At 73.9% G+C, this 25,857-nt stretch carries 22 protein-coding genes and 1 tRNA gene; 8 read left to right on the plus strand and 15 right to left on the minus strand.

Annotation, left to right across the window (positions count from 1 at the left end; translation table 11 throughout):
* Nucleotides 1-32 precede the first annotated feature (32 nt).
* The 7 genes from rpmE to argS all read right to left on the minus strand — a co-directional run bounded on the left by rpmE (nt 33) and on the right by argS (nt 9,474).
* Nucleotides 33-248, minus strand: a complete 216-nt coding sequence (gene rpmE / locus OG218_RS05800) for a 50S ribosomal protein L31 (protein ID WP_328292254.1) — start codon at nt 246-248, stop codon at nt 33-35.
* Nucleotides 249-384: 136 nt separating this feature from the next.
* The gene (rho, locus tag OG218_RS05805; RefSeq protein ID WP_328292255.1) at nt 385-2,574 is read right to left on the minus strand and encodes a transcription termination factor Rho; all 2,190 of its coding nucleotides are present in this window, start codon (nt 2,572-2,574) and stop codon (nt 385-387) included.
* A 345-nt stretch (nt 2,575-2,919) separates the two neighbouring features.
* Nucleotides 2,920-3,894 (minus strand): homoserine kinase, encoded by a 975-nt coding sequence (thrB, locus tag OG218_RS05810; protein WP_328292256.1) that lies wholly within the window; start codon nt 3,892-3,894, stop codon nt 2,920-2,922.
* 26 nt (nt 3,895-3,920) lie between these two features.
* A complete protein-coding gene (gene thrC / locus OG218_RS05815) occupies nt 3,921-5,012 on the minus strand; it encodes a threonine synthase (protein WP_328292257.1) in 1,092 nt (363 codons plus the stop codon).
* The gene (locus OG218_RS05820; protein WP_328292258.1) at nt 5,012-6,319 is read right to left on the minus strand and encodes a homoserine dehydrogenase; all 1,308 of its coding nucleotides are present in this window, start codon (nt 6,317-6,319) and stop codon (nt 5,012-5,014) included. Before OG218_RS05820 ends, thrC begins: the two co-directional genes overlap by 1 nt.
* An 84-nt stretch (nt 6,320-6,403) precedes the next feature.
* Nucleotides 6,404-7,795 carry a diaminopimelate decarboxylase gene (gene lysA / locus OG218_RS05825; protein WP_328292259.1) on the minus strand — a complete coding sequence of 464 codons (1,392 nt, stop codon included), beginning with the start codon at nt 7,793-7,795 and terminating at the stop codon, nt 6,404-6,406.
* A 14-nt stretch (nt 7,796-7,809) separates the two neighbouring features.
* Nucleotides 7,810-9,474, minus strand: coding sequence for an arginine--tRNA ligase (gene argS, locus OG218_RS05830; protein ID WP_328292260.1), 1,665 nt, complete (start codon nt 9,472-9,474; stop codon nt 7,810-7,812).
* 107 nt (nt 9,475-9,581) lie between these two features.
* Between argS and OG218_RS05835 the strand changes: the two genes are divergently transcribed.
* Nucleotides 9,582-9,653, plus strand: a tRNA-Arg gene (locus OG218_RS05835).
* Between the two features lie 130 nt (nt 9,654-9,783).
* Nucleotides 9,784-10,473: a SprT-like domain-containing protein gene (locus tag OG218_RS05840; RefSeq protein WP_328292261.1), complete on the plus strand. Its 690-nt coding sequence runs from the start codon at nt 9,784-9,786 to the stop codon at nt 10,471-10,473.
* Nucleotides 10,474-10,482: 9 nt separating this feature from the next.
* On the opposite strand, the gene OG218_RS05845 is transcribed toward OG218_RS05840, so the two are convergent.
* Both OG218_RS05845 and OG218_RS05850 read right to left on the minus strand, forming a co-directional pair.
* Complete coding sequence (locus tag OG218_RS05845; protein WP_328292262.1) at nt 10,483-10,983, minus strand: glutathione peroxidase; 501 nt, start codon at nt 10,981-10,983, stop codon at nt 10,483-10,485.
* A 37-nt stretch (nt 10,984-11,020) separates the two neighbouring features.
* Nucleotides 11,021-12,073, minus strand: a complete 1,053-nt coding sequence (locus OG218_RS05850) for an FAD-dependent oxidoreductase (RefSeq protein ID WP_328292263.1) — start codon at nt 12,071-12,073, stop codon at nt 11,021-11,023.
* Between the two features lie 125 nt (nt 12,074-12,198).
* Here OG218_RS05850 and OG218_RS05855 point away from each other — a divergent pair, with 125 nt between their 5' ends.
* Nucleotides 12,199-12,708: a phosphoribosyltransferase gene (locus tag OG218_RS05855; protein ID WP_328292264.1), complete on the plus strand. Its 510-nt coding sequence runs from the start codon at nt 12,199-12,201 to the stop codon at nt 12,706-12,708.
* Here OG218_RS05855 and hrpB read toward each other — a convergent pair.
* The 3 genes from hrpB to OG218_RS05870 are packed head-to-tail and all read right to left on the minus strand — an operon-like array spanning nt 12,700 to nt 17,689.
* Complete coding sequence (gene hrpB / locus OG218_RS05860; RefSeq protein WP_328292265.1) at nt 12,700-15,210, minus strand: ATP-dependent helicase HrpB; 2,511 nt, start codon at nt 15,208-15,210, stop codon at nt 12,700-12,702. The genes OG218_RS05855 and hrpB overlap by 9 nt on opposite strands.
* Nucleotides 15,211-15,214: 4 nt before the next feature.
* The gene (locus OG218_RS05865; RefSeq protein ID WP_328292266.1) at nt 15,215-16,045 is read right to left on the minus strand and encodes a hypothetical protein; all 831 of its coding nucleotides are present in this window, start codon (nt 16,043-16,045) and stop codon (nt 15,215-15,217) included.
* A gap of 24 nt (nt 16,046-16,069) precedes the next feature.
* Nucleotides 16,070-17,689, minus strand: a complete 1,620-nt coding sequence (locus OG218_RS05870) for a DEAD/DEAH box helicase (RefSeq protein ID WP_328292267.1) — start codon at nt 17,687-17,689, stop codon at nt 16,070-16,072.
* A 287-nt stretch (nt 17,690-17,976) separates the two neighbouring features.
* Between OG218_RS05870 and OG218_RS05875 the strand changes: the two genes are divergently transcribed.
* Genes OG218_RS05875 through OG218_RS05890 form a run of 4 tightly spaced genes read left to right on the plus strand, consistent with a single transcriptional unit; the run spans nt 17,977 to nt 21,998 of the window.
* Nucleotides 17,977-19,047 (plus strand): FecCD family ABC transporter permease, encoded by a 1,071-nt coding sequence (locus OG218_RS05875; protein WP_328292268.1) that lies wholly within the window; start codon nt 17,977-17,979, stop codon nt 19,045-19,047.
* A 20-nt stretch (nt 19,048-19,067) separates the two neighbouring features.
* Nucleotides 19,068-20,141 (plus strand): FecCD family ABC transporter permease, encoded by a 1,074-nt coding sequence (locus OG218_RS05880; RefSeq protein WP_442906463.1) that lies wholly within the window; start codon nt 19,068-19,070, stop codon nt 20,139-20,141.
* The gene (locus tag OG218_RS05885; protein WP_442906369.1) at nt 20,141-21,049 is read left to right on the plus strand and encodes an ABC transporter ATP-binding protein; all 909 of its coding nucleotides are present in this window, start codon (nt 20,141-20,143) and stop codon (nt 21,047-21,049) included. Before OG218_RS05880 ends, OG218_RS05885 begins: the two co-directional genes overlap by 1 nt.
* A gap of 10 nt (nt 21,050-21,059) precedes the next feature.
* Entirely contained in the window at nt 21,060-21,998 is a 939-nt protein-coding gene (locus tag OG218_RS05890) for an NAD(+)/NADH kinase (RefSeq protein ID WP_328292271.1), read from the plus strand.
* Nucleotides 21,999-22,033: 35 nt separating this feature from the next.
* Here OG218_RS05890 and OG218_RS05895 read toward each other — a convergent pair whose 3' ends face one another.
* Complete coding sequence (locus OG218_RS05895; protein ID WP_328292272.1) at nt 22,034-22,906, minus strand: hypothetical protein; 873 nt, start codon at nt 22,904-22,906, stop codon at nt 22,034-22,036.
* A gap of 119 nt (nt 22,907-23,025) precedes the next feature.
* Between OG218_RS05895 and OG218_RS05900 the strand changes: the two genes are divergently transcribed.
* Nucleotides 23,026-23,388: a PRC-barrel domain-containing protein gene (locus tag OG218_RS05900; protein WP_328292273.1), complete on the plus strand. Its 363-nt coding sequence runs from the start codon at nt 23,026-23,028 to the stop codon at nt 23,386-23,388.
* A 51-nt stretch (nt 23,389-23,439) separates the two neighbouring features.
* Here the strand turns inward: OG218_RS05900 and OG218_RS05905 are convergent, their stop codons facing one another.
* Entirely contained in the window at nt 23,440-24,492 is a 1,053-nt protein-coding gene (locus OG218_RS05905) for a hemolysin family protein (protein WP_328292274.1), read from the minus strand.
* On the minus strand, nt 24,489-25,847 hold the full coding sequence (locus tag OG218_RS05910) for a hemolysin family protein (protein WP_328292275.1): 1,359 nt from the start codon (nt 25,845-25,847) through the stop codon (nt 24,489-24,491). Before OG218_RS05910 ends, OG218_RS05905 begins: the two co-directional genes overlap by 4 nt.
* Between the last annotated feature and the right edge of the window lie 10 nt (nt 25,848-25,857).

Raw genomic sequence — 25,857 nt, forward strand, 5'->3', positions numbered from 1 at the left:
GTGGAAGCGGTGGGACCGGCGCTGAGGTGATGCTACTTGGCGTCCTTCTTGCCGTAGCGCTGCTGGAAGCGCGCCACGCGGCCACCGGTGTCCAGGATCTTCTGCTTGCCCGTGTAGAAGGGGTGGCAGGCGCTGCACACGTCGGCGCGCATCTCGCCGCTCTTCTCGGTGCTGCGGGTGGTGAACGTCGCGCCGCAGGTGCAGGTGACCTGGGTCTCGACGTAGTCCGGGTGGATTCCGGCCTTCATGGTGATCTCCTCATAGCGCTCAGTCGGTGCCGGGTCGCCGTTCGTGCTGGCGTGAGCCGGTACCTGCGGTGTCGAAGCAGTCTCCCACAGGAGCCGCCGGGTAGTGGAACCCGGCGGCTCCGGAGAGCATTCCCGATCAGTCCTTGTTCACCAAGGGGGTCGAGCTCTGGACCTGCTGCAGGAACTCGAGGTTGCTGCGGGTCTTCTTGAGGCGGTCGAGCAGGAGCTCGATGGAGGCCTGCGCGTCGAGCGCGGTGACGACGCGACGCAGCTTCCAGACGGTCGCCAGCTCCTCGCGGGACATGAGGATCTCCTCGCGACGGGTACCGGAGGCCGGCACGTCGACCGCGGGGAAGATGCGCTTGTCCGCCAGCTGGCGGGAGAGGCGCACCTCCATGTTCCCGGTGCCCTTGAACTCCTCGAAGATGACCTCGTCGGCCTTCGAACCCGTCTCCACCAGGGCGGAGGCCAGGATCGTCAGCGAGCCGCCGTTCTCGACGTTGCGGGCCGCACCGAAGAAGCGCTTCGGCGGGTACAGCGCCGAGGCGTCGACACCACCGGAGAGGATCCGGCCGCTGGCGGGCGCCGAGATGTTGTAGGCGCGGGACAGGCGGGTCAGCGAGTCGAGCAGCACGACGACGTCGTTGCCGAGTTCCACGAGGCGCTTGGCCCGCTCGATGGCGAGTTCGGCGACCGCGGTGTGGTCGGCGGCGGGACGGTCGAAGGTGGAGGCGATGACCTCACCCTTGATCGTCCGCTGCATGTCGGTGACCTCTTCAGGACGCTCGTCCACGAGCACGACCATGAGGTGGCACTCGGGGTTGTTCGTCGTGATGGCGTTGGCGATGGCCTGCATGACCATCGTCTTGCCGGCCTTCGGCGGGGCCACGATGAGGCCGCGCTGGCCCTTCCCGAGCGGCGACATCAGGTCGATGATGCGCGTCGTCAGGACGTTGGGCTCGGTCTCCAGGCGCAGACGTTCCTGCGGGTAGAGCGGCGTGAGCTTGGCGAAGTCCGGCCGGTTGCGGGCCTGCTCGGGCGGGGCACCGTTGACGGTGTCGACGCGGACGAGCGCGTTGTACTTCGACCGCGCGCCGGTCTGCTCGCCCTCGCGGGGCTGACGGACAGCACCCGTGACGGCGTCGCCGGGGCGCAGGTTGTTCTTCTTCACCTGGCCGAGCGAGACGTACACGTCGTTCGCACCGGCGAGGTAGCCGGAGGTGCGGATGAACGCGTAGTTGTCGAGGACGTCGAGGATCCCCGCGACGGGCAGCAGGACGTCGTCCTCGTTGACCTGCTCGTCGATCTCGGGAGCGCCGGGTGCGCCCTCACGGCCACCCCGACGACCCTTGCGGTCGCGGTAGCGGTTGCGACGGCCACGACGGCCACCGGCCTCGTCGTCGTCGTAGCCCGCGCTGGGGCCGTTGGTCGACGCCGCCTGGGGTTCGGGGCGGTTCTCGGTGCGCTCGGGACGGTCGGTGCGCTCCTGGCGCTCCGGACGGTCGGTGCGCTCGGGGCGCTCCGTCCTCTCCACGCGCGGCTCGCGGTCCACCCGCGGTTCGCGGGCTTCGCGGTTCTCGCGCGGCTCGCGGTCCACCCGCGGTTCCGTGCGGGCCTCGGACCGGGCGCGCTCGGGGCGCTGCTCGGCCTCGGGGGCGCTGTTCTCGCCGCGGCGGGGCATGTTCGGCAGCTCGACCTGCTGGTCGGGCTCGCGCACCCGGTCACGGCGGGCCCGCTCCCGGCGGGACAGGCGCGGGGTGCCGTCCTGGGACTCGGTGCGCTCCTGGCGCTCCGGGCGGCTCTCGCCACGGGACCCGACGAAGTCGTCCAGCGTCGGCTCGTTGCGCGTGGCGGGCACCTCGACGGCCGGCTGCGCGGGCGTCTCGGACGGCACGGGAGCAGCGGACTCGGCGACCGGCGGGGCGCCGGCGGACGAGCTCGCACGACGGGAGCGGGTCCGCGGCGGGCGGGTGGCGGGGGCTTCCTCCGCCACGGGGGCCTCGACCGCAGCAGCGGCGGGGACCTCGGGTGCCGCAGCGGCGACCGGGGTCTGCGGCGCGCCGGCCTCAGCGGTCTGGGTGGTGGCCTGGGTGCTCGTCTCGGCGGCGGCGGCCGGACGGCCCCCGCGCTGCGGCACGACGGACTGGTGCTCGCGGATGGCCGCGAGCAGGTCCACCTTGCGCATCCGCGCGGTGCCCGAGATGCCGAGTTCCGCGGCGAGCGACTGCAACTGCGGCAGTCGAAGGGCGGAGAGGCTGCCGGTACGGCGCGCAGGCGCGTCGGCGGTCGCGCCGTCGGTGGCAGCGATGTCTGTGGTGTCGGTCACGAAGGTCCTTCCCCCTCGTCGGAGCGACTGACCTGCAGAGCCGGCCGAACCGGGTCCGGGGTGTCGCGATGACTGCCCGATCGGGCAGGAATGGGAATCCACGGTCGCGCGGAGGGGCGCACATCAGACGTGGAGACGCGCTCGAGAGCAGGGAGGAGATGAAACTGCAGACGACCCGACAACGAGGTGCGAAGTGGGTACGACTCCAGTGCCCTGCCCGTGAGTGCTGTCCACGACTCTAACACCGTGGGGCCGCCGGACGTTCCACGTCCCCCGTTCGGACGCGTCGGCGGGTCGCGCGCACGAAGCGAGCCGGCGCCTGCACCCGTTGTCCCGCAGCGCGTCTCAGTCTTCGCGCCACTGCACGCCGCACTGGTGCACGGGGCGGTCGTGCACGTCCCAGCCTCCCCGCGACGCCGCGATGCGCTCGACGTCGGCCACCCGGTCGGCCGTCGTCAACGTCAACGCGCTGGGTCCGGCCCCGGAGACGACGGCCGCCAGTCCCTCGGCGCGCAGGGTGGCGAGGAGCTCGGCGGTGCGCGGCATCGCGGGTGCGCGCTGCGCCTGGTGCAGGCGTTCCTCGGTCGCGTCGAAGAGCAGCGACGGGTCCGAGGTCAGGGCGTGCACCAGCAACCCCGCACGACCCGCGGTCAGCGCGGCGTCGGCGTGCGGCACCGTCGCGGGCAGCAGCGCCCGGGCCCGCGACGTCGCGAGCTCCTCGGCGGGCACGCAGACCACGGCCCGCACGTCGGGGTGCACGGGCAGGCGGACCGAGGAGACGGCGTCCGGGTGCGTCGGGTCCTCACCCCGCGTCCAGGCGATGGTGAACCCGCCGTGCACGGCGGGAGCGGCGTTGTCGGGGTGTCCCTCGCGGCGCGTCGACTCGGTCAGCAACCGCTGCCGGGTCTGGACGTCGCTCTCCTGCACGACCCCGGCGGCGCGCAGCAGGGCGCGGGCCGCGGCGAGGCCGGCGACGATCGCCGAGGCCGACGAGCCCAGACCCCGACCGTGCGGGATCACGTTGCGGCAGAGCAGGTCCAGTCCGGGAGCGGAGAAGCCGGCGGCGGCCAGCTCCTCGAGCAGGACCCGCGCCACCAGGTGCCGGCCGTCGGTGGGCAGGGCCTCGGCGCCCTGCCCCTCGACGCGCACCCGGACCCCGGGGGACCCCACCTCGGCGCGCACCTCGTCGCACAGGTCCAGGGCCAGGCCGAACGCGTCGAAGCCGGGGCCCAGGTTCGCGCTGGTGGCCGGGACCTCGACGAGGACGGCCGTCCCCACCGGCAACGGGGTGAGCGCACGCGTCCGGGTGGGGACGGACACCCGCCGGGAGGTCGACACCCGCGCGCTCAGACGTCCAGGCCCATGGCCCGGGCGATGGTGACGGCGTCCGGCTGCACCCGGACCGGCTGCACGGCGTGCCGCTTGCCGTCGGCACCCTCGCCGGCGAGCTCGAGGGCCCACTGGGGGTCCTTCAGGCCGTGCCCGGTGACGGTGATCACGATGGTCTGGTCCGGCTCGACCTCGCCGGCCTCGATCGCGGCGAGCAGGCCGGCGACACCGGCGGCGGACGCCGGCTCGACGAACACGCCTTCGCGGGCCGAGAGCCAGCGGTGCGCGGCGAGGATCTGGTCGTCGGTGACGGCGCCGATGCGCCCGCCGGAGCTGTCGCGGGCGGTGGTCGCCCCCGTCCAGGACGCGGGGTGACCGATGCGGATCGCGGTCGCGATCGTCTCGGGCTCGTCGACGGGGTGACCGTTGACGATCGGCGCGGCGCCGGCGGCCTGGAAGCCCCACATCTTCGGGGTCTTCGTGGCGATGCCGTCGGCGGCGTACTCGGTGTAGCCCTTCCAGTACGCCGTGATGTTGCCGGCGTTGCCGACGGGCAGCACGTGGATGTCCGGGGCGTCACCCAGGACGTCGACGACCTCGAAGGCGCCGGTCTTCTGCCCCTCGATGCGGTACGGGTTGACCGAGTTCACCAGCTCGACGGGGTAGGCCTCGGCGAGCTTGCGGGCCTGGGTCAGGCACTCGTCGAAGTTGCCGTCCACCTGCAGCAGGGTCGCTCCGTGGGCCACGGCCTGCGAGAGCTTGCCCAGGGCGATCTTGCCGTCCGGCACGAGCACGGCGCAGCGGATGCCCGCGGCGACGGCGTAGGCCGCCGCCGAGGCGGAGGTGTTGCCGGTGGAGGCGCAGACGACGACCTCGGCCCCGAGCTCCTTGGCCCGGGTCATGGCCATCGTCATGCCGCGGTCCTTGAAGGAACCCGTCGGGTTGCAGCCCTCGACCTTGAGGTAGACCCGGCCCTTGGCCTTCTCCGACAGCACCAACGCCTGCACGAGCGGTGTGCCGCCCTCGCCGAGGGTGACCACCGGGGTCGAGTCGGTCACCGGCAACCGGTCCCGGTACTCCTCGATCAGACCCCGCCACACGTGCGCCATCAGGCGTCCCCTCCTTCGACCCGCAGCACGCCGGCCACGGAGTCCACGATGTCCAGCTGCTCGAGCTCGTCGACGGTCGTCGACAGGGCGGCGTCGGGTGCGCTGTGCGTCACCACGACCAGGACGGCACGACCACCGTCCTCGGTGGGCACCTGGCGCTGCTGCACGGCCTCGATGGAGACGTCGTGCTTGGCGAAGACGCCGGCCACCTGGGCCAGGACGCCCGGCTTGTCGGCCACGTCGAGGCGCACGTGGTAGCGGGTCACGGTCTCGGACATCGGCTGCACGGGGAGCTGGGCGTAGGCCGACTCCCCCGGCCCGCGACCCCCGACGACCTTGTGCCGCGCCACGGCGACGACGTCGCCCATGACCGCGCTGGCGGTGGGCTGACCCCCCGCGCCGGGCCCGTAGAACATCAGCTGACCGGCGGACTCGGCCTCGACGTAGACGGCGTTGAACGCGCCGCGCACGCCGGCGAGCTGGTGTCCGCGCGGCAGCATCGCCGGGTGCACGCGCACCGAGACGGCCTCGTTGCCCTCGGCGTCGACGCCGCGTTCGCAGATGGCCAGCAGCTTCACGACGCAGCCCTGGAGCTGGGCGGCCCGCACGTCGGCGGCGCTGACCTCGGTGATCCCCTCGCGGTGGACGTCGTCGAGGCTGACGCGGGTGTGGAAGGCCAGCGAGGCCAGGATGGCGGCCTTGGCGGCCGCGTCGAAGCCCTCGACGTCGGCGGTCGGGTCGGCCTCGGCGTACCCCAGGGCCTGCGCCTGCTCGACGGCCTCGGCGAAGCCCATGCCGGTGGTGTCCATCTGGTCCAGGACGTAGTTCGTCGTCCCGTTGACGATGCCGAGCACGCGGGTCACGCGGTCGCCCGCGAGCGACTCCTTCATCGGGCGCAGCAGCGGGATCGCCCCGGCGACGGAGGCCTCGTAGTAGAGGTCGACGCCGTTCTTCGCCGCCGCCTCGTACAGCGTGGGGCCGTCGGCGGCGAGCAGCGCCTTGTTGGCCGTGACGACCGAGGCGCCGTGCTCCATGGCGCGCAGGATGAGCCCGCGGGCGGGTTCGATCCCGCCGATGACCTCGATGACGACGTCGGCGCGGGTGACGAGTTCCTCCGCGTCGGTCGTGAACAACGACGGGTCGATGGGCAGACCGCGGTCACGGCCGAGGCGGCGCACCGCGATCCCGACCAGCTCCAGCGGTGCCCCGACGCGCGACGCGAGTTCGGCGGACTGCGTGCTCAGCAGTCGCGCGACCTCGGTGCCCACGACACCGCACCCGAGCAGCGCGACCTTCACCGGCTCCACCGCAGCAGTCCCCTCAGTTCGTCCAGCACGTTCCGGCCCCACCCTCTCACCTGCGCCGGACCGGGCGGTCCGGGCGACCGCCGCTCACCCGGCATCGAGCGCGAGCAGGTCCTCGGGCGTCTCGCGGCGCACCAGGACCTTCGCGGCCCCGTCGCGCACGGCCACGACCGCCGGGCGGGGCACCTGGTTGTAGTTGCTGGCCATGCTCCGGCAGTAGGCCCCGGTGCCGGGGACCGCGAGCAGGTCCCCCGCCGTGGTGTCCTCGGGGAGGAACTCGTCCCGCACGACGACGTCGCCGCTCTCGCAGTGCTTCCCGACGACGCGCGACAGCACGCCCGTGGCGGTGGAGGCGCGCGAGGCGACGGTCGCGGAGTAGTCCGCGTCGTAGAGCGCGGTGCGGATGTTGTCGCTCATGCCGCCGTCCACGGAGACGTAGCGACGACGGGTGCCGCCCTCGAGCTCGACCTCCTTGGTCGTGCCGACCTCGTAGAGGGTGAACGTGCTCGGCGCCGCGATCGCGCGACCGGGTTCGACCGAGACGCGCGGGACGGCGATGCCCTGCACGAGGCACTCGCGGGCGACGATCTCGGCGAGGCGGCCGGCGATCTCCACCGGCTGCAGCGGTTTGTCCTCGGAGGTGTAGGCCACCCCGTAGCCGCCACCGAGGTCGATCTCGGGCAGTTCCACCCCGTGGTCGCGTTCGACCTTCTGGTGCAGTTCGAGCAGTCGACGGGCCGAGACCTCGAACCCGCCCATGTCGAAGATCTGCGAGCCGATGTGGCTGTGCAGACCCAGCAGGTGCAGCTCCGGACGGGCCAGGATCTTCGCGACCGCGGCCTCGGCCCGGCCCGAGGCCAGCGACAACCCGAACTTCTGGTCCTCGTGGGCGGTCGCGATGTAGGAGTGCGTGTGCGCCTCCACCCCGACCGTGATGCGCAGCATGACGGGCGCGACGACACCGCGCTCGCGGGCCATCTCGGCCACGAGGTCGATCTCGGCGAGGGAGTCGAGGACGATGCGCCCCACGCCGGCCTCGAGCGCGGCGGAGATCTCGGCGCGCGACTTGTTGTTGCCGTGCAACGCGATCCGGCCGGGCAGGATCCCGCCCCGGAGGCCGAGGTCCAGCTCTCCGGCGGAGGCGGCGTCGAGGTGCAGCCCGTCCTCGGCGATCCAGCGGGCGATGCCCGTCGCGATGAACGCCTTCGAGGCGTAGTAGACGTCGGCACCGCCGCAGAGGTCGGCGAAGGCGTCGGCGAAGGCGTCGCGGAAGGCGACCGCCCGGGAGCGGAAGTCGAGTTCGTCGACCACGTAGAGCGGCGTCCCGTAGGTCCGGGCGAGGTCACCGACCGCGGTGCCCCCCACGTGCAGGGTCCCCGCCTCGTCGCGGCCGACGGTGCGCGCCCACAGCTGCGGGAGCAGTTCGTTGACGTCCGCGGGCGGCGTGAGCCAGGCCGGGACGACGGCGATGTTCGCCACTCAGATCCTCCCCATCACATGCGGTCCGGCGCCGAGACACCGAGCAGGGTGAGGCCGTTGGCCAGCACCTGCCGGGTGGCGTCGTTGAGCCACAACCGCGTCCGGTGGACGTCGGTGACCTCTTCGTCGGCGCGCGGGGTCACCCGGCACGCGTCGTAGAACTTGTGGAACCGACCGGCGAGCTCCTCGAGGTAGCGCGCGACCCGGTGCGGTTCGCGCAGCTCCCCCGCCCGGGCGACCACGGCGGGGAACTCCGCGAGGGCGGCCAGCAGCAGGGACTCGGTCTCGTCGGTCAGCAGCGAGGGCTCGAAGGCGTCCTCGCGACGCACCCCGGCGGTGGCCGCGTTGACCGCGACGTTGGCCGTCCGGGCGTGAGCGTACTGGACGTAGAAGACCGGGTTGTCGTTGCTGCGCCTCGTCAGGACGTCGAGGTCGATGTCGATGCTGGAGTCCACGCTGGAACGCACCAGCGAGTAGCGCGCGGCGTCGACGCCGACGACCTCGACGAGGTCCTCCATCGTCACCACGGTCCCCGCCCGCTTGCTCATCCGCAGCGGGACGCCGTCCTTGACGAGGTTCACCATCTGGCCGATGAGGATCTCGAGGTTGACGCCCGGGGTGTCCCCGAACGCGGCGCACATCGCCATCATCCGGTTGACGTAGCCGTGGTGGTCGGCGCCGAGCATGATCACGCAGCGGTCGAACCCGCGCTCGCGCTTGTCGAGGTAGTAGGCGAGGTCCCCGGAGATGTAGGCCGGGTTGCCGTCGCTCTTGAGGACGACACGGTCCTTGTCGTCGCCGAAGTCGCTGGTGCGCAACCAGGTCGCACCGTCGGACTCGTAGATTCGGCCGAGGTCGCGCAGCTTCTGCACGGCGCGGTCGACGGCACCGGAGGCGTGCAGGGAGTCCTCGTGGAAGTACACGTCGAACTCGACGCCGAACTCGGCCAGGCTCGCCCGGATCTCGGCGAACATCAGCTCCACGCCCTCGCGGCGGAAGGTCTCCTGCTGCTCCTCGCGCGGGAGGTCCATCGTCCCCGGCACCTTCGCCACCACCGCGGCGGCGATGTCGGAGATGTAGCCGCCGCCGTAGCCGTCCTCGGGAGCCGGTTCGCCGTTGGCGCGGGCCAGCAGTGAGCGGGCGAAGCGGTCGATCTGGGCGCCGTGGTCGTTGAAGTAGTACTCGCGGGTGACGGTCGCGCCGGCGGCCTCGAGGACGCGGGCCAGGGAGTCGCCGACCGCGGCCCACCGGGTCCCGCCGAGGTGGATGGGGCCCGTCGGGTTCGCGGAGACGAACTCGAGGTTGATCCGCTCCCCGCTCGGGGTGGCGGCCCGACCGAAGGCCGCACCGGCGGTCACGACGCCGCGGGCCAGTTCCCCGGCGGCCGCGGCGTCGAGGGTGATGTTGAGGAAGCCCGGGCCGGCGATGTCGACGGCCTTGACGCCCTCGACGGTGAGCAGTCGCTGCTGGACCAGCGTGGCGACGTCGCGCGGGGGCACGCCGGCCTTCTTGGCCAGCTGCAGGGCGACGCTGGTGGCCCAGTCCCCGTGGTCGCGGTTCTTCGGACGCTCCACGCGGACCTCGGCCGGCACGTCGGCGGGGTCGAGGGACAGCTCTCCGGCGGTCACGGCCGCGGTCAGGGCGTCCCTCAGGGCAGCTGAGAGCTCGGCGGGAGTCACGAAGGACAAGCCTACCGGCGTGCGAGCTCGCTCCCGTCCTCCCGTTCGGCGCAGCGGGTGGTCGGAACGAGCGCGTGGGCGCTGGTAGTGTCTCCATCGCACCGCGGGCCCCCGTAGCTCAGCGGATAGAGCATCGCCCTCCGGAGGCGTGTGCGCAGGTTCGAGTCCTGCCGGGGGCACAGCAGCAGAGGACCTCGCACTGACGTGCGGGGTCCTCTTCGTCGTTCTGGCGTCGTTCCGGCCGCCGAGCCGGTCGTGTCGGAGCTCCGTGCTCGGATGCCTCCCCGGGTCGAGGGAGAGGATGCGCGGGTGGACGTGAGGGACGCGGTGGCGGTGGCCGAAGGGCTGCTCGACGAGCACGGACTGACGGGCTGGAGCGTCGTGCTGGACCGCGCGAAGACGCGGGCGGGGGTGTGCCGGGCGGACCGGCGCGAGATCTGGCTGAGCGCGCCGCTGACCGCGCTGCACTCGCCCGAGGAGGTCCGGGACACGATCCTGCACGAGATCGCGCACGCCCTGGTGGGCCCGCGCCACGGTCACGACGCGGTGTGGCGGGCGACGGCCCGACGCATCGGCTGCTCGGCCCGGCGACTGTCCTCCGCGCCCCGGCCCGACGGCCCCTGGTCGGGGACCTGCCCGGCGGGACACGTCGTGACCCGCCACCAGCGGCCGAGCCGGGTGGTCGCGTGCGGGAGGTGCGCGGGGGGATTCGACCCGGCCAACGTGCTGCGCTGGAGCCACCGCGGCCGCGAGGTCCCGCTGACGGAGATGACGCCCGGCTACCGGCAGGAGTGGGCCCGTCTGCAGTCCGGTCCTTCCGGAGTCTTTGCGCCCCAGCACCTGCCGGTGGGTGCCGTGGTACGGGTCGGCGGCGCCGGGCGGTTCGCCGGAGCCACCGGCCGCATCGTGAAGCTCGGTCGGACGCGTTACCACGTCCAGGTCGGAGGCGGCGTGCTCACCGTCCCGTTCCCGCTGGCGCAGCCGGTGCGGGGACGGTGAGGGAGGGGGTCAGGCGGGGAGCTGGGCCTCGACGGCGGAACGCAGCGCGGCGTCCTCCGGCGTGGTCCGCGAGCGGAACCGACCCACGACCTCACCCGCGGGCGAGACGAGGAACTTCTCGAAGTTCCAGGCCACGTCGCCGGCCGCACCCTCGGCGTCCGCGGTGTCGACCAGCGCGGTGTAGAGCGCGTCGCGGCCCGGGCCGTTGACCTCGACCTTGCCGGTCATCGGGAAGGTCGTGCCCCAGGTCGCGGAGCAGTACTCCGCGATCTCCTCCTCCGACCCGGGCTCCTGGCCCTTGAACTGGTTGCAGGGCACCCCGAGCACGGTGAACCCGCGGTCGCCGTACTCCTTCTGGAGGTTCTCCAGCCCCTCGTACTGCGGGGTGAAACCACAGCGGGAGGCGACGTTCACGACGAGCACGGCCTTGCCGGCGAACTGGGCGGTGTCGAGCGCACCACCGGTGAGCGAGGTGAGGGGGGTGTCGAAGGGCGAGGTCGGCGAGGTCATGGCCGGAACGTACCCCGCGGCCGGCGGTCGCCGGACCTCACCGGCCGGCGAGGACCTCGCGCACGGCCTCGCGGGCCGCCCGGCTCGCACCGATCGTGCTGGCCGAGGGTCCGTAGCCGACGAGGTGCAGCCGCGGTTCGCGGACCGCGCGCGTGCCGTCGACGAGGATCCCGCCGCCCGGTTCCCGCAGCTTCAGGGGGCGCAGGTGGTCGACCGCGGGCCGGAACCCGGTGGCCCACAGGATGACGTCGGCGGCCTGCTCGGAGCCGTCGGCCCAGCGGACCCCGTCGGGGAGGACGCGGGCGAACATGGGGTGGCGCTTGAGGACGCCGCGGTCGCGCAGCGCCGCGACCTCCGGGGTGAGCAGCAACCCGGTCGCCGAGACGACCGAACCGGGCGGCTCCCCCGCCGCCACCCGCTGGGCCACGACCTCCACGGCCGCCCGGCGGGCGTCGACGTCGAAGTCGTCGCGGAAGTCCGGTTCGCGCCGGGTGACCCAGGTCGTGGCGATGCCCAGACCGGAGAGGTCCTCGAGGTGCTGGACGGCGGAGATCCCGCCGCCGACGACGACGACGTGCTGCCCCAGGAAGTCCCGTGGGCCGGGGTAGTCGGCGGTGTGCAGCTGCCGGCCGCGGAAGGTCTCGCGCCCGGGGGCGGTGGGCCAGAACGGTTTCGTCCAGGTGCCGGTGGCGTTGATCACCGCGCGGGCGGCGAAGCTGCCCGCCGTGGAGTCGACGACGAGGCGGGCCCCGGCCGGTCGCACCTCCTGCACGGCGACGGGTCGACGGACCGGCTGCCCGAGCCGGAGCTCGTACTCGGCGAAGTAGGCGGGGACGACCTCGCGGGCCGGTGCGGTCGGGTCGACGGCCCCCAGCGGGAAACCCGGCAGGTCGTGGACGCCGTTGACGCGGTCCATCGTCAGACCGGACCAGCGGTGGCGCCAGGCGCCCCCCGGTTCGTCGTCGGCGTCGAGGACGACGTAGCCGCGACCCGGGTCGAGCCCGGCCCGGTCGAGGAAGAAGGCGGCCGAGAGACCGCCCTGTCCGGCACCGATGACGACGACGTCGACCGTCGACAGCGCGGGGCTCATGAGCCACCCACCCGGTCTCGAGTCGTCACAGTCAGTGATCGTATGCGCCGGGGCCGGTTCTGCGCTCGCCATCGGCCCGGGCAGCGGGGCCCGGGCGGGACGAGGGGGTCGACTAGCCTCCCCGGGTGACGTCCGACGCCCCCGCCCGCGAAGTGCTCACCTGGTCGACCTTCGGGGAGGCCGTGCGGGAACTCGCCTCCACGATCGCCGCCGACGGGGACTACCGCCCCGAGGTGATCCTCGGGATCGCCCGCGGCGGGCTGCCGCTGGCCGCCGGGCTGGCGTACGCGCTGGAGGTCAAGGAGACCGCGACCATCAACGTCGAGTTCTACACCGGCGTCGACTCCCGCCTGCCCGAGCCGGTCGTGCTGGCGCCCTCCGTGGACCTGGCCGAACTGGCCGGCCGCGAGGTCCTCGTCGTCGACGACGTCGCCGACACCGGCCGGACCCTCGCCGTCGTGGTGGGGATGTGCGCCGACGCCGGGATCAGGGCCCGTTCCGTCGTCGTCTACCGCAAGCCCACCACCCGGCTGGCGCCGGAGTACTCCTGGCGCGAGACGGACCGGTGGATCGACTTCCCGTGGTCCTCGGAGGGGCCGGTCCCCGAGGTCGCGCGGCGGTCCGCGTCAGCCTGAGCGGGGTTTCGTCCGCGCGGTCGCGACGGCGGTGAGCGGGTCCTCCGGCCAGGGGTGCTTGGCGTAGCGGGCCCGGTTCTCGGCCCGGACCGCCGGGTAGACGTTGCGCCAGAACGACTCCAGGTCGGCGGTGACGGCCAGCGGCCGACCGGCGGGTGAGAGCAGGTGCAGCACCACGAGCACCCGGCCCTCGACGAGGCGCGGGGTCGCCGTCCACCCGAAGGCCTCCTGCAGCTTCAGGGCGAGCACCGGGGCGGCCGGGTCGGTGTAGTCGAGTCGCACCGAGCGACCGCTCGGCACGGGCAGGTCCACCGGGGCGAGCTCGTCGAGGCGGGCGGCCTGCGGCCAGGGCAGCTGCGCCCGCAGGGCCGCGACGACGTCGATGCGGGCGAGGTCGCGCCGCGAACGCACAGCCGTCAGCTGGGCTCCGAGCCACTGGTCGAGGGTGGCGAGCAGGTGCTCGTCGCCGAGGTCGGGCCAGGAACCGCCCTGCGCGGCGCGGCAGCACGCCACCCGGGAGCGCAACGACGCCGCCCCCGCCCCGAAGGACAGCAGACGCAGCCCCTCCCGGCGGATCCCGTCGGCGACGGCCGCGGCCACGAGCTCGGCCGGGGGGTGCGGCAGCGGCCGGGCGGCCAGTTCCACCGCCCCGACCCCCTCGACCCGGCGGGCCACGACGTCCCCGTCGCGCCAGACGACCTCGTCACGGACCTCGACCCCCACGACGGAACGGGCGAGGTCCTCAGTCAGCGGCGCCGCCGAGCGGACGCGGGCGGCGGCTCGCCCGGGGGCGCGGTCGGCGACGGCGACCGCGAGCCACGGGGCGGCGCGCAACCCGCTGCCCGGGGCGACCTCGACCCCCGTCCCGCCCGTCGTCGCGTACGCGACACCGTCCGGGGTGCGTTGCCGGGCAACGCGTTCCGGGTGGGCGAGGGCGACGACGACCGCCGCCGCGAGGTCGCGGGGCAGACCGGCGGAACCGCCGCGCCCGGACGCCGGGGGCACTGTGGGCATCGAGGGCACCGAGGAGCGCAGCCGGGACACCTCCCGCCGCCACACCGGGTCCCCCTCCGCCGCCCGCCACGACGCCACGAGGTCGTCACCGCCGCGCAGCAGCGAGTCCTCCGAGAGCAGCGCGACGACCTCGGCCGCCGTCCGGGGCCCGACCCACCCGGCCCCGTCGAGCAGGGCCCGGGCCAGCCGCGGGTGCAGCCCGACCTCGGCCATCGCCCGGCCCGAGGGGGTGATCCGGCCGTCCGCGAGCGCCCCCAGCCGGTCCAGCGCCTCCCGGGCCGCCGCGAGCGGGCCGGCGGGCGGCGGGTCGAGCAGGGACAGCCCGTCGGTGTCGCCCCAGCCCGCCGTGAGCAGCGCGAACCCGGTGAGGTCCGCGGTCGCGATCTCCGGCGGGGTGTGGGCGAGCAGCAGTCCGTGATCGGCGGCGGACCAGGCGCGGAGCACCGTCCCGGGGGCCTCGCGGGCTGCGCGACCGGCCCGCTGGTCGGCCGAGGCGCGCGAGACCCGGACCGTGTCGAGACCGCCGAAGCCCCGGGCGTGGTCGATGCGCGGGACGCGGGCGAGCCCCGCGTCGACGACGGTCCGGACCCCCGGGACGGTCAGCGACGACTCGGCGACGGCGGTCGAGAGCACGACCCGACGCCGGGGACCGGGCCGGAGCGCGGCGTCCTGCTCGGCCCCGGAGCGGCCGCCGCTGAGCTCGACGAGGTCGACGTCGGTGAGGAAGGCGCTGCGCTGCAACCGGTTGGTCACCGCGCGGATCTCCCCGGCCCCCGGCAGGAAGACCAGCACGTCGCCGTCGCGTTCCAGGGCCCGTCCCACGAGCCCGCCGACGTGGTCGAGCAGCGCCGGGTCGACGCGCAGGCCCTCGGGCGGTCGCACCGGCCGCGGCGGCGGGCACCAGGACACCTCGAGCGGGTGGACGGGTGCGGTCGCGGTCACGACGGGGCCGTCCAGCAGTGCGGCCAGGCGCGGCACGTCGAGGGTGGCCGAGGCAGCCAGCAGCCAGAGGTCCTCGCGGAGCAGGTCCCGGGCCTGCAGGGCGAAGGCGAGGGCGAGGTCGGCGTCGAGCTGCCGTTCGTGGACCTCGTCGAGCAGGACGGTGGCGACACCGGGCAGTTCGGGGTCGTGCAGCATGCGCCGCAGCAGCAGTCCCGTGGTGACGACCTCGACGCGGGTGTCCGCGGAGACCTTGCGCTCACCGCGGACCGCGTAGCCCACGGTGGCCCCGACCGGCTCGCCCAGCAGCGAGGCCATCCGGGCCGCGGCCGCGCGGGCGGCGACCCGGCGGGGCTCGGCGACGACGACCTTCCCGGGGCGCGCGTCGGCCAGCGCGAGGGGCACCAGCGTCGTCTTGCCCGTGCCGGGCGGGGCCTGCAGGACGGCGGTCCCCCGGGAGCGCAGCGCGTCGATCAGGTCGGGCAGGACCGCCGCGACGGGCAGGGCCGAGAGCAGGTGGTGGGGGATCGACGGGACGAGGGGTGGCACCCGCTCATCCTGCCCGCCGTGACCGCACCCCTCGGAGCAGCACCCGCCGGAGCAGCACCGCCCCCAGGCCGAGCCCGACGACGACGAGCGCGACGACCTGACGGCCTCCCAGGACGGGTCCGTGGCCGACGTCGACGTAGCCCCCGAGCCGGAGACCGGCGAGGCGCTCGAAGTGGTTGCGGGCCCCGGGGAAGAAGAAGTCGTCGACGCCGTAGGCGACCGGGAAGCCGGCCGGGCCGGCGAGCAACGTGGCGACCGCCCACTGCGGTCGGTGGTGCGACTCGTGCTCGGCGAGGTTCGCCGCGTCGGAGGGGACCGTGGGGAACCGCGGGGAGATCACCATGTCCCCGAAGTTCACCGTGCGCTTGCCGGCCACCGCCTTCGAGACGACCCCGACGTAGTAGTCGGCGGCCGCGTAGCGGCACACGGTGAGACCGCGGGCGTCGGCGTAGAGCATGGCCAGACCCGTCTCGGGCCAGGTCGCGACCTTCTGCGCGAGCAGCGACGGCGTGAGGTCGGGAACGTCGGCGGTGGAGCCCCACTCCTCCCCCGGCGGCGCGGCGCAGACGGGAGCGGCACCGAGGTCGGTGACGCTGCGCCAGGCCGTGCCGAGCAGGATCGAGGTGACGGCCAGTCCGGCGACGACCCCTTGCAGGATGCGGACCGCCGCCGGCCGGACCGGCGCGTGCCGGCCCTTGAACCACCACCAGAGGGCCCCGAGGACACCCGCGACGAGGAGCCAGAAGAACAGGTGGGCCGCGGCGCGGCTGTGCGGGTGACTGTAGCCCCACCAGCTGGGCGACCCCGGCCTGCCCACCCCACCCGCCCCGCCCACCTCAGCAATCTAGGGCGGGAAGCCTCAGTTCGCCGGGCCGCCCGTGGCGGGCCCGCGACCCTGACCACCACGACGGCGACGGCGGGGAGCCCCGGTCGCCTCCGCGGCGGGTGCCGCGCCCCGACGGGCCGCGGGCTGGCGCGTCGGGGTCTTGGCCCGACGCTGCGCCTGGGGCTGGGCCGGGGCGGTCGGCACCGGCGAGTCCGCCGGGTCGACGTGCGCCGCGGCCGGGCCGACGAGACGGCCGACGAGCTCGTGCTGCGCGGAGACGCTCGTCCACTGCGGCGAGATGCCGGCCTGGCGGGCCAGGGTCCGGACGTCACCCCGCTGGTCGGGCGTCGCGACGGTCACGACGAGACCACCGGCACCGGCGCGGGCGGTGCGCCCGGAGCGGTGCAGGTACGCCTTGTGCTCGGTCGGCGGGTCGACGTGCACGACGATGCTGACGTCGTCCACGTGGATGCCGCGGGCGGCGATGTCGGTGGCGCAGAGGACCTTCACCGAGCCGTCGGAGAACGCACCGAGGTTGCGCTCGCGGGCGTTCTGGCTGAGGTTCCCGTGCAGGTCCACGGCGGGGATCCCGCTCGCGGTCAGCTGCTTCGCGAGCTTCTTGGCCGCGTGCTTCGTCCGCGTGAAGAGGACCGTGCGGCCCTCCCCCGCCGCCAGTTCGCGCACCAGGGAGTTCTTCCCGTCGGCGGCGACCTCGAGGACGTGGTGCTCCATGGTCGAGACCGGCGCGACGGCCGGGTCGACGGAGTGCACGACGGGCTCGGAGAGGTAGCGCTTGACCAGGACGTCGATGCCGTTGTCCAGCGTCGCCGAGAACAGCAGGCGCTGACCGACCACGGGGGTCGCGTCGAGCAGGCGCTTCACGCCGGGCAGGAAGCCCAGGTCGGCCATGTGGTCGGCCTCGTCCAGGACGGTGACCTCGACGGCGTCGAGCTGGCAGTGCCCCTGGCGGATGAGGTCCTCGAGCCGGCCGGGGCAGGCGATGAGGACGTCGACACCGTCGCGCAGCGCGTTGACCTGCGGGTTCTGCCCGACGCCGCCGAAGACGACGGTGGTGCTGAGGCCGAGGGCGTGGGCCAGCGGCGTCACGGTCGCCGAGACCTGGTTGGCGAGCTCGCGGGTCGGGACCAGGACGAGCGCGCGCGGGCGCTTGCTGCGGCGCGGGCGGGTCGAGGCGGCGAGACGGGTCACCAGCGGCAGCGCGAACGCGATGGTCTTGCCGCTGCCGGTGCGACCGCGACCGAGGACGTCGCGACCGGCCATCGAGTCGGGCAGCGTCGCGGTCTGGATCGGGAACGGGCTGACCACGCCGGTGCTCGCGAGGACGTCGACGAGGGGCTGGGGGACGAAGAGGTCGGCGAAGCTGCGCCCGTCCTCGACGATCTCCACGGCCGTGTCGGAGAAGCCTTCGGCGCTGGTCGGACGCTGGGCCGGGACGCGCTCGGCGGGTGCCTGGCGCGGGGCCGGGTTCGCGCTCTGGTTCGGGTTCTGGCGGCTGCGGGACTGCTGCGCGGCCTGGTCGGTCGCGGTGCCCGAACCGCTGGCGCGACGACGCCGGCGCGGCGGCGGCACCGAACCCTCGGTGCGGGGGGTGGAGCTGGACGTGCGGGGGCCGCGGGACGCGGACGAGTTCACAAGGAGCCTCTCGGAGGACGGACACGACGGGAAGTGGCCGTGGTGCCCGACCACACCCGCCGGCCCGGAGGCCGTGCGAGGGACCTGCGCTCCGGCCCCTGGGGCTCGGTGCTGAACACTCGACCGCGGACGCACTGGCGTCCGCCGACGACCATCCTACCGACCGTCGCCCCCTCCCATCGGCAGCGCCCCCCGCGATCACAGGAGGGAAGCGTCACGATCCGGGTTCGCGCGGGGTCGGGGACACACGTTCCGGATCGGAGGGTGGAGAGGCTAACCTCACTTCTGTGTCCACCTCGTCCACCTCCACGAGTGCACCGCCGCCGGCGGCCGCGCGCACCGGGCCGGCTCCGGCGAAGCGGCGGGTGAACCGCCCCCTCGCCCTGCTCCTCGCCTGCGCCCTGCTCGGTCTGGCCGTGCTCGCGAGCCTCGCGATCGGGTCGCGCGAGATCCCGCTGGGCACGGTCCTGCGCGCCCTCACCGACGGCAGCGGCGGCTCCCAGGACGTCCTCGTCGTCCGGGAACTGCGGATCCCCCGCACGCTCCTCGGCATCGTCGTCGGCGCCGCCCTGGGCCTGTCCGGGGCGCTCATGCAGGCGTTGACACGCAACCCGCTGGCCGACCCGGGCCTGCTGGGCGTGAACTCCGGCGCCGCCGCCGCCATGGTCACGGCGCTCGCCGTGTTCGGCCTCACCTCGCGCCTGCAGCTGGTCTGGGCCTCGATGCTCGGCGCCGCGGTCGTCTCGGTCGCGGTCTACCTGCTCGGCGCCACCGGCCGCGGCGGGGCGACCCCCGTCCGCCTCGCCCTGGCCGGCACCGCCGTCTCGGCCGCGCTGTACGCCTACACCAGCGCGCAGGTGCTGCTCGACACCACGACCTTCGACCGGTTCCGGTTCTGGCAGGTCGGCTCGCTGGCCGGGCACGACATGACGACCTTCTGGCAGATGCTGCCGTTCTTCGCGGTCGGGATCCTGCTGGCCCTCACCCAGTCCCGGGCCCTGAACGCCCTCGCACTGGGCGAGGACTCGGGCCGGGCGCTGGGCGCGAACGTCACCCGGACCCGGGTGCTCACGGCGCTCGCCGTCACCCTGCTCTGCGGCGCCGCCACGGCCACCGCGGGCCCCATCGCCTTCGTCGGTCTCGCCGTACCGCACGTCGTGCGCGCCCTGACCGGACCGGACCAGCGCTGGGTCCTCCCCCTCTCCTGCGTCGTCGCACCGGCGCTGCTGCTGTTCGGCGACGTCCTGGGGCGGATCGTGGTCCGGCCCGGGGAGCTGGAGGTCAGCATCGTGACCGCCGTGCTCGGGGCGCCCGTCCTCGTCGCGCTCGTCCGGCGTCGTCGGCTGGCCCAGCTGTGAGCGCGGGAACGTCGGAGAGACTGGCGAGCGTGCCCCCGCTGCGGACCGCCGACCAGGCCCGCACGGGTCGCACCGTCCGGGCCGGACGCGGGATCTCGCTGCGCATCGAGGGACGCAGCCTGCTCGTCTGCCTCGGCCTGCTCGCGGCGCTCGCCGGCGTGGTGACGCTCAGCCTCACCACCGGCGACTACCCGATCTCGGTGCCGGACGTCGTCCGCACGCTCCTGGGCCAGGGCAGCCGGGCGGACGGGTTCATCGTGCTGGGTCTGCGGCTGCCGCGGGTCGTGACGGGACTGCTCGTCGGTCTCGCCCTCGGGATGGCCGGTGCGGTGTTCCAGCTCGTCACGCGCAACCCGCTCGGCTCCCCCGACGTCATCGGCTTCACCTCAGGCGCCGTGACCGGGGCCCTCGTCGTCCTGCTGGTGATCGGTGGCGGCGGCAGCCAGACCGCGTTCGGTGCCCTGATCGGGGGCGGGGTGACGGCCGTCGCCGTCTACCTGCTCTCCAGCCGCGGCGGGGTCCAGGGCTACCGGCTGATCCTCGTCGGGATCGGCGTCACCGCGGTGCTGCAGGCCGTCAACGACTACCTGCTGACCCGCTCCCGCGTCGAGGACGCCCAGCAGGCGCAGGTCTGGATCACGGGGTCGCTCAACGGCCGCGGCTGGGAGCAGGCGACCCCGTTGGGCCTCGGACTGGCGGTCCTGGTCCCGCTCGCGCTGCTGAGCAGCCGCTCGCTGACCATGCTCGACCTCGGCGACGACGCGTCGCGCGCCCTCGGGGTGGACGTCGGCCGCACCCGGTCGACCGTCCTGGTCGTCGCCACCGCCATGACGGCGCTGGCCGCGATGGCCGCCGGCCCGATCGCCTTCGTGGCCCTCGCCGCCCCGCAGGTGGCCCGGCGGATGACCCGCGCCGTCGGGGCCGGACTGGTGGCCGCAGGGCTCACCGGGGCGCTCATGGTGCTGGTCAGCGACTTCGTGGCGCAGCGCCTCTTCGCGCCGACCCAGCTGCCCGTGGGGGTGGTGACCGGCGCCGTCGGTGGCCTCTACCTGGCGTGGCTGCTGGCCACCCAGTGGCGACGGGGCCGCGGCTGATGACTCCGACTGCGAGAGAACGGAACGACGTGACCCGGAACCGTCTGCGCGGCGAGAACCTGACCCTCGCCTACGACGATCGCACCATCACCGAGGACCTCGGGATCGAGATCCCCGACGGGTCCTTCACAGTCATCATCGGCCCGAACGCCTGCGGCAAGTCCACGCTGCTGCGGGCCCTGGCCCGGATGCTGAAACCCCGGAAGGGCACCGTGTTCCTCGACGGCGAGCAGATCCACTCGCTGCCCAGCAAGGAGGTCGCCCGCCGGCTGGGGCTGCTGCCGCAGACGGCGACGGCCCCCGACGGCATCACCGTCGCCGACCTGGTCGCCCGAGGCCGCTTCCCGCACCAGAAGTTGCTGCGGCAGTGGTCGAAGGACGACGAACGCGCCGTCGACGCGGCGATGGCGTCCACCCAGGTCACCGACCTCGCCGAGCGCAGCGTGGACGAACTGTCCGGCGGGCAGCGCCAGCGGGTCTGGATCGCGATGGCCCTGGCCCAGGAGACCCCCATCCTGCTGCTCGACGAGCCGACGACGTACCTCGACATCGCCCACCAGATCGAGATCCTGAACCTCTGCGCGCGCCTGCACGAGGAGCAGGACCGCACGATGGTCGCCGTCCTGCACGACCTCAACCACGCCACCCGCTACGCGACCCACCTCGTGGCGTTGAAGGAGGGCCGGGTCGTGGCCCAGGGCGACCCGCACGAGATCGTCACCAGCGAGCTCATCGAGGACGTCTTCGGCCTGCCCTGCGTCGTCATCCCCGACCCCGAGACCGGCACCCCGCTGGTCGTCCCCCGGGCCCGGACGAGCCGGCTCGGCCAGGACGCCGCCACCCGCGGCCACGTCGCCGGGTCGCCCCAGGCACGCCCTGCCGGACGTGTCGGGGGCGCAGGCGTTTAGCGTGTCGGGGATGCAGCCCGCAACGGTCGGACGACTCGGCCTCGTCGTCCACCCCGTGCGCGACACCTCCGCCGAGGCCGACCTCGTGGTGGCCTGGGCCGCGGAGCACGGCAAGGAGGTCGTCGGGCTGCGGACCGACGTCACCCGGCTGCCCGCGGGAGTCCTCGGGGTGGGCGAGGACGAGTTCGCCTCCACCGTCGACGCCGTCGTCAGCCTCGGTGGGGACGGCACGATGCTGGGCGCGCTGCGCCTCGTCGTCGCCCGCGGGGTGCCGGTGCTCGGGGTGAACCTCGGTCACCTGGGGTTCCTCGTCGAGCTCGAACCCCGCGAACTGCCCGGCGCGCTGGAGCGCATCGCCGCCGGGGACTTCACCGTCGAACCCCACCTGTGCCTGCGCACCGAACTGCGCACGGGCGACACCCTCGAGCAGGCCGTCGCCTTCAACGACATCGCCCTGGCCCGCACCCCGGGGCGGGGGACGGTGACGGCCGCGCTGTCGGTCGCCGGCCAGCGCATCGGCTACCTGCGCTGCGACGCGATCGTCCTCGCGACCCCGACGGGCTCGACGGCCTACAGCTACGCCGCCGGCGGTCCGGTCGTCTCCCCCGGAGCCGACACCCTGCTGGTGACGCCGGTCGCGCCGATGTCCGGCATCGCCCGGCCCATCGTGCTCGGGGTGGAGGAGACCGTCCGGATCGAACTGCTGGAGTCCTCCGGGCCGCCCGTCGTCGAGATCGACGGGATCGCCTCCGGCGAGCTGCTGCCGGGGTCGGTCATCGAGGTCCGCGCCGAGCGCGACGCGGGGCACGTCATCCGCTTCGACGCCGCGGGCCACGGACGCCGGTCCCGGGTGAAGCTCAGCCTGCTCGACCTGCCGCTGCTCCCGGACGAGATGCTCGAGCTCGTCCCGAAGGAGATGCGGCCCAACGAGTCCACGCGTTCCCGCTGACCCGCTGACCCGCGCCGCAGCCTCCCCGGCCCGGATCAGCCGGCGGTGGGGTCGGTCGTGGGGATCCCGCTGGGCCGACTGAGGGCGGCGTCGGAACTGTCCGAGGTCGGTGTCGCCACGGCGGCGGCGTCCTGCTGAGCGGTCGCCTCGCCCGAGGACGAACTGCTCGAGGAACTGCTGGACGACGACCCGCTGCCGGTCGGTGACGAGGAACTCGTCGCCGTGCTCCTCGAGGTCGGGTCGTCGGTGGCCGTCCCGGAGCTCGTCGGGCTGTCGGTGGCCGTCGCGGTGCTCGTCGCGGTGTCCGTGCTGGTCGCGGTGTCCGTGCTCGTCGCGGTCTCGGTCGGCGACGAGGTCTCGGTGGGGGTCGAGGGCGTGCTGGTGATCTCGTTGCCCACGATCCCGGAGTTCACCGTGGCCGTGGACCCCTGACGCTCCGCGGCGACGCTCTGCCCGCTCAGCTGCTCGAAGGCGAAGATCCCGCCCACGCTCAGCACGAACGCCGAGACCCCGAGGAGCACCGCGTGGGCCGGCCGGAACCGCTTGCGGGGCGGGGGAACCGGCGCCGGGGGCGGTGTCGGGTCGTCCTCGCCGGGCACGGGCGGGGCCGGGTCGTCGGGGTGCTGATCCTGGGCCGGCGGGACCGGGGAGGGTCCGGGGGATCGACCCCGGGCGCGACGGGCGGCCTCGGCGAGCCGTTGCCGGCTCGCGTTGAGGTAGTGCCCGTAGATCGCGGCGGCCGTCGAGGCGATGACGCTGCCCATCGCCGCGCCGACGAGGGTGCCGTAGGAGCCGAGGCTCTTCAGCCCGGCCAGCAGGAACGCCGAGGTGACGGCCGCGAGGGCGCCGCCGGCGATCTGCGCCCAGTTGATGGTCAGGGTGGTCCGCTCAGGGGTCTGTTCGCTCATGCCGTGAGCCATCGTCCCATCCGGTTCCGGTGGGTCCTGGCAAGCCCTGGGGTGAGTCCTGTGAAGGCTCGCCCCGCCCCCCGGTAGCGGTCGTGATCGCCGTCGGCCAGAGTGTGGCCATGAGCATCCTCGTCCAGGACCTGAACCAGTGGAAGGGCGCTCCCGTCCTCGACGTCAGCGACGCGAAGATCGGCACCCTCGCCTCGGTCTACGTCGACGCGGCCACCGACGAGTGGCTGTTCGCCTCGGTCGAGACCGGCCTCATGGGCTTCAAGAAGGCCGTCCTCATCCCGCTGGAGGGCGCGGCCGTCGGCCGCCACGACATCCGCGTCGCCTTCTCCAAGGAGAACGTCAAGGCCGCCCCGTCGTTCGGCACCGACGAGGAGCTCGGCCCCGACGACGAGCCGAAGATCTACGTCCACTACGGGATGGACTACGTGCCGCTGGACACCCCCAGCGGCCGCCGCCTCGCCCGCCGCTGACGCCCCTGGCCCGTGGCCTCGCGGTGAACGACCGCGAGACCACGGGCCGGGTCACACCCGGGCGCGCTGCATGGCGTCGCTGACCTCGCCGACGAGCTCCTCGAGGACGTCCTCGAGGAAGACGATGCCGGTGACGGTCCCGGCGGCGTCCACGACCCGCGCGAGGTGGGCGCCGCTGCGGCGCATCGACGCCAGGGCGTCCTCGACCTCCTCGGCGTCCCCCAGGGTGCCGAGCTGACGGATCCGCTTCTCCGGCACGGCCTGGTGGTACCGCTCCGGGTGCTCGTGGGGGTCGGCGTAGAGGATGTCCTTGAGGTGCAGGTAGCCGTGCAGCTCCCCGTCGTGGTCCAGCACCGGGAAGCGCGAGTACCCCGTCCGGGCCACGAGCGCCTCGACGTCGGCCGGTGACGCGCCGAGCGAGAGCGTGCGCAGCTGCGCGAACGGGACGGCGATGTCGCCGACCGTGCTCTCGGAGAACTCCAGGGCCCCGGCCACCAGACCACCGCTGTCGTCGAGGGTCCCCTCGCGGCGGCTCTCGGCCACGATGGACTGCACCTCCTCGACGGTGAACGCGCTGGCGACCTCGTCCTTGGGTTCCACGCCCAGCGCCCGCAGGGCCGCGTTGGTCAGACCGTTCAGCGCCCGGATGACGGGGCCGATGACGCGCCCGAGGGTCACGAGCGGCGGCGCGAGCAGCAGCACCGCGCGGTCGGGACCGGCGATGCTGAGGTTCTTCGGGATCATCTCGCCGACGACGACGTGCAGGTACGTCACGATCGAGAGGGCGATGACCAGCGAGACCGGGTGCAGCAGGAACTCCGGCAGGTGCACCGCGTGGAACAGCGGCTCCAGCAGGTGCGCGAGCGCCGGTTCGGCGACCGCACCGAGGCCCAGCGAGCACAACGTCACGCCGAGCTGGCAGGTGGCCAGCATGAGCGAGACGTGCTCCATGGCCACCAGCGCCGAGCGGGCCCGGGCGCTGGTCTGGGCCAGCGGTTCGATCTGGCTGCGCCGGGCGGAGAGCACGGCGAACTCGGCGCCGACGAAGAACCCGTTGCCCAGCAGCAGGACGACGGCGAGGAGCAGCGAGGCCTGGGCGCTCACCGGGCACCTCCCGCGGCGATGCCGGCGTCGGCGGCCTGGACGGCGTCCGCCAGGGTGATCTGGCGGGTGCGCAGGCGCAGCCGCTCGACGCGGCGGCCCTCCATCCGCGCGACGCGCAGGACGGCGCCGTCGAGCTCGATCTCGTCGCCGACGGTGGGGATCCGGCCGAGGCGGGACATGACGAACCCTCCGAGGGTCTCGTAGGCGGGGTCGTCGGGGACCTCGACCCCGGTGGCGTCGCGGACCTCGTCGGGTCGGGCCAGACCGGGGACGGTCCAGGACGCGTCGCGGTGCTGGCGCAGGCCACCGCGGTCGCGGTCGTGCTCGTCGGAGACGTCACCGACGATCTCCTCGATGAGGTCCTCCAGCGTGACGACCCCGGCCGTGCCGCCGTACTCGTCGACGACGATCGCGAGCTGCAACCCCTTCTGCCGCAACTGCACGAGCAGCGGTTCGAGGGTGAGGGAGTCCGGGACGCGGCGCGCGTCGGCCATCAGCGCGGCGGCCGGGACGTCGTGGCGACGGTCCGGCGGGACGGCGACGGCGGCCTTGACGTGCACGACGCCCCGGATGTCGTCGTCGTCGTCCCCGGTGACCGGGAAGCGGGAGTGGCCCGTCGTCCGGGCGCGGGAGACGACGTCGGCGGCGGTCTCGTCGAGGCGGATCGCCTCCATCCGCACCCGCGGGGTCATGACGTCGGCCGCGGTCTGGTCCCCGAAGAGCAGGGACCGGCTGATGAGGTTCGCGGTCCCCTCGTCGAGGGTCCCCATGTCGGCCGAGCGGCGGACGAGCGCCGCGAGCTCGCGCGCGGACCGCGCGCCGGACAGCTCCTCCTGGGGTTCGACCCCGATGCGGCGCAGGAACCAGTTCGCGCTGCCGTTGAGGACCTTGAGCAACGGCCCGGTCGCCCAGGTGAAACCGCGCTGGAGCGGGGCGACGACGCCGGCCGTCGCGAGGGGGACGCTGAGGGCGAGGTTCTTGGGGATGAGTTCCCCCACGACCATCGAGAACGCCGCCGCGACGACGACGCTGACGACGCCCGCGACGGAGTCGGCGAGCGTCTCCCCGAGGCCGAGGGAGGTCAGCGGCCCGTTCAGCAGGGAGGCGAGCGAGGGTTCGGTGAGGTACCCGACGAGCAGGGTGGTGAGGGTGATCCCGACCTGGGCGCCGGAGAGCTGGGTGGAGAGCGTGCGCAGCGCGGGGAGGACACCGGCCGCGCGCTTGTCGCCGTCCTCGACGGCCTTCTCGACGGTGAACCGGTCGAGGGTGACGAACGCGAACTCGGCCGCGACGAAGACCGCGGTGCCGAGGGTGAGGACGACCCCGACGAGCAGGAGGAGCCATTCGGTCAGCACGGGTGGTCCC

This window comes from Kineococcus sp. NBC_00420, from assembly GCF_036021035.1.
GTDB lineage: Bacteria > Actinomycetota > Actinomycetes > Actinomycetales > Kineococcaceae > Kineococcus.

Bases quoted from the DNA above. Each gene is read 5' to 3' on its own strand.
- rpmE (WP_328292254.1), bottom strand. From the start codon at position 248: ATGAAGGCCGGAATCCACCCGGACTACGTCGAGACCCAGGTCACCTGC.
- thrC (WP_328292257.1), bottom strand. From the start codon at position 5,012: ATGGCGCACGTGTGGCGGGGTCTGATCGAGGAGTACCGGGACCGGTTG.
- OG218_RS05845 (WP_328292262.1), bottom strand. From the start codon at position 10,983: ATGACCTCGCCGACCTCGCCCTTCGACACCCCCCTCACCTCGCTCACC.
- OG218_RS05850 (WP_328292263.1), bottom strand. From the start codon at position 12,073: ATGAGCCCCGCGCTGTCGACGGTCGACGTCGTCGTCATCGGTGCCGGA.
- OG218_RS05885 (WP_442906369.1), top strand. From the start codon at position 20,141: ATGACTCCGACTGCGAGAGAACGGAACGACGTGACCCGGAACCGTCTG.
- OG218_RS05890 (WP_328292271.1), top strand. From the start codon at position 21,060: ATGCAGCCCGCAACGGTCGGACGACTCGGCCTCGTCGTCCACCCCGTG.
- OG218_RS05895 (WP_328292272.1), bottom strand. From the start codon at position 22,906: ATGAGCGAACAGACCCCTGAGCGGACCACCCTGACCATCAACTGGGCG.
- OG218_RS05900 (WP_328292273.1), top strand. From the start codon at position 23,026: ATGAGCATCCTCGTCCAGGACCTGAACCAGTGGAAGGGCGCTCCCGTC.